Raw genomic sequence first — 3,260 nt, forward strand, 5'->3', positions numbered from 1 at the left:
GAATTTCCATCAACTCTTCGTAAGCGAAACTTTTTTTAAGGAGAACGCCCTGTTCCATGCAGGCGACCAGTTTATCGCGATTTGCTTCATGAACTTCAATGGCCACCAAATCGGTTACATGGAACTTATAGGGAAGCTGAAAGAAATCGGTCAGTAAATCAATTTGTAAGAGATCAATGAAAATATTGGCGTCATTTACCAAAAGAATCATGAGACAAAAAGAACCTCATCTTGGAACTGCGACTCCGGCATATTCAGGAACTGGGCCGCTTTGCTGAAAGAGATCACCTGTTCTGCGGCACCGTGATAAATTAGCTGTTTGAACCGATTGGAGACTTCCTTGCCTTCATATTTTCCCGGCTCTTCAATATGCCAGCCGCTTTTCCTGACATTGATGCAAAAGGATTTATAGGCGTTTGGACTGATAATTGAAAGGTTGGCAGCCCGGGCCATGATTGCCTGGATGGATATGCCGAAAATTCCTTTCAGTTTTTTCAGCTCCCACAGGGTGATTTTAGAGCGATTTTTCCCCAGTTCTTTTCTTATCACGGCTTCGGGTAAAAGCAGGTCACCGGCAAAGGTATGACAGAGCTTTTCGATATCCTGCCCATCAGCCTGTGAAAAATCAAGGAGCAGATGTCCCAGTTCATGGGCAATGGTAAAGCGCTTACGCGCTAGGTCATATCCCTTGTAAACAGCCACAACCGGGACATTAAAACCGGATACGAATCCTGACAGACCGTCAAAATAATCAAATTCAGATACTTCAAAAATTTTGAACCCCTTATCCTCCAGCAGTTCAATCAAGTGAGACACCGGCCCCTGTCCCAACGCCCACTTTTCACGGATTTCCTGTGCCGCCACCTCAATGTCTTCCCGGGTCTTAACCAAGGGGTTGCTCACCGGATTTTCAAACACAGTCTGGACATCGAGTATATCCTCCAGCTCCATATATTTTTGAATGAAGTCAATGGTCTGGTACTTGATCTGATCCTCAACCTTTCGGGTCATCCTGGCTTTTTTTCTGAACTCCAGCCCTTCAATGGTGATGGAAGAGGGCCTAAAAAAATAATCTATCTTCACGCCCAGGGCAGTCGACAGGGTAATCAACACCTCACTGCTCGGGTTAATCTTCCCTTTTTCATATTTGCTGATGGCCTGCTTGGTTACCACGGAACCGGCTTTTTCGACCAGGGCCGCCATACTCAAACCCGCCATTTTTCTTGCACTGTATAAGCGTTTCCCGAATTCATTGATCATGATTATCACCTCATTGGTTGACTAATATCATAATTGCTTAAGCTTTGTCAACCAAGGTTATTGTTAATTCTACTATATTCTTTTTTCAATATGGACCATCGATAATCCCCCGGAGACAACACCATTCTAAGTTATTGATATATCTCAACAAAAAAATGTCAAAATACCAGGTTAAATATGCTCGGGTACTTACCACTAATTTGTAGAACAATACAATGTTTAATTTTACTCTGACCCCATTTATCAGACCCCATTTATCAGAGTTTTAGAGTTTTCAGAGTTTTTGCTTGTACCATTTTGGATCTTCAACAATTTTATGATAATTCGCTTGATCAAAAGGCAAAACAATTGTACGGTTCATTCGGGGAGTGGATGATTTATTGTCAGACATTGAGCTCCTTTCATATAAGATAAGTTGACTAACATAACTTGTATGAAAGTTAATCTAATGTCCAGCAAAAAATGTCACTCCCCCAAATCCGTGATAACCAGGATTTCTGTAAATTTTTTTACTATGTGAGGTGGAATGAAAATTGATGCGAACTCGATAAAACAAATATTTGAATCAACACCAAAATATAATCCACAAGAGTTTCTTTATCAAACAGGTGCAATACTCCTTGACGAATTTTCTGATATAAAATTAATCGGGCAGATCGAACGGCCGGAAGGAGAGGAAACATATAGAGTGTTTCAAAAATACCTGAGCAAAATCCTCAAATTTTATTTTAATGATAAATTTAATCCTCACTTTTTTGAATTTAAAGAAGCACGAGCAGTAATTGCTTTGTATTTTGTCTGGACAGGGATTTTTGACTATGGTGAGGACCGGGGTAAAGAGCTCTGGCCTCATATTTTTGAAGGATTGGGCTGTTGTCACAATACTAATCTTTCTTCTCCAAGTGGCCAATTATTTCTAAAATGCCTTGAAGAAAATCAACTGGAACAATTTTCAGATATTCCAACTAATTTCAAGTATGTTACACCAATCTTGCTTCATGGTTTGATACCTGACATTCATATGAACAAATTTATCGAAGAATACATATTAACTGAATTTGAAAATATAAAAGCAAGGTATGAAACAGGGGAATCTGTTATTCGCAGATGGAAAAATGAACCTAAACTTAGCACGCAACCTAAACCCATTGAGTATTTTATAAAATATGGCCAGCCAATCAATGCAGAACTTATTGAACGTTTTTGGCATATGCTTTTAAACTGGAAAGATGCAAAACATGGAGAATGGTGGCATTGGAGCATTCCTAAGTACATGTTCGACGCTTTTGAGAAACATTCGGATAAGAAATTTAATATTAATAGAGATATCCTGAAAAAAAAAGAACACACTGGCAGACCTGTTATTTTATTTGATTTTGAAAGAAGTGATATCCCTTTTATTCAAATTCCTTCACAAAAAATAAAAGAAAGAAATTCCACTATTATAATTAACTATCGTTCATGTATAAGAAATTCCACCCCATCAACTTCTAAACATGAGATTGGAGTTCCCATAATAATTGCTGGACAAAGTTATTCAAATTCTGAGGAACTGCCTGTATTTCCCTCAAGAATCTGGGAGATTGGTATTCAGGATTCGTCTGGCTTTAATAAAATAATCAGTATTGAAAACAGTTTTAAATTTCCCAATGCCAATAACAATATTCCTGTTTTCCTTTTTAATTCGAATTCCAATAAGCTTGTTAAATATAACGAAAATACAACTATACCAAACAATCTTTTGATTGTATTTCCACAAAATGCCAGTGTTAAACTTAAAAATGGTGAACAATTTACTGAAGAGATCCAATTGTCTGGTGAATGGAGAGAATGGAAATATTTCAATTGTTCGGTTAATAAATCAACAACGATTCAATACTCAGGCCCTGATATCTTTTTTAATACAAATATTGAAGAAAATTTTAAATTTAATACACTTGATTCTGTAAATGTAAAACCTGAAATAAAATGTAAAAATGAAGTGCCTGGCTGGATGAGGT

The 3,260-nt window shown here is 37.5% G+C and carries 3 protein-coding genes; 1 reads left to right on the plus strand and 2 read right to left on the minus strand.

The features are described from left to right. Both U9P79_05965 and U9P79_05970 read right to left on the minus strand, forming a co-directional pair. The coding region (locus U9P79_05965; GenBank protein ID MEA2104167.1) for a DUF3368 domain-containing protein at positions 1-211 on the minus strand (211 nt) is incomplete at its 3' end. Next, positions 208-1,260, minus strand: coding sequence for an XRE family transcriptional regulator (locus U9P79_05970; GenBank protein MEA2104168.1), 1,053 nt, complete (start codon positions 1,258-1,260; stop codon positions 208-210). The genes U9P79_05970 and U9P79_05965, both read right to left, overlap by 4 nt. A 526-nt stretch (positions 1,261-1,786) precedes the next feature. On the opposite strand from U9P79_05970, the gene U9P79_05975 reads away from it, so the two are divergent. After that, a partial coding sequence (locus tag U9P79_05975) for a hypothetical protein (protein ID MEA2104169.1) occupies positions 1,787-3,260 on the plus strand: 1,474 nt, incomplete at its 3' end.

The organism is Candidatus Cloacimonadota bacterium, from assembly GCA_034661015.1.
Lineage (GTDB): Bacteria > Cloacimonadota > Cloacimonadia > JGIOTU-2 > JGIOTU-2 > JAYEKN01.

Excerpts from the sequence above, each read along its gene's own strand:
- U9P79_05970 (MEA2104168.1), bottom strand. The coding sequence starts at position 1,260 with ATGATCAATGAATTCGGGAAACGCTTATACAGTGCAAGAAAAATGGCG.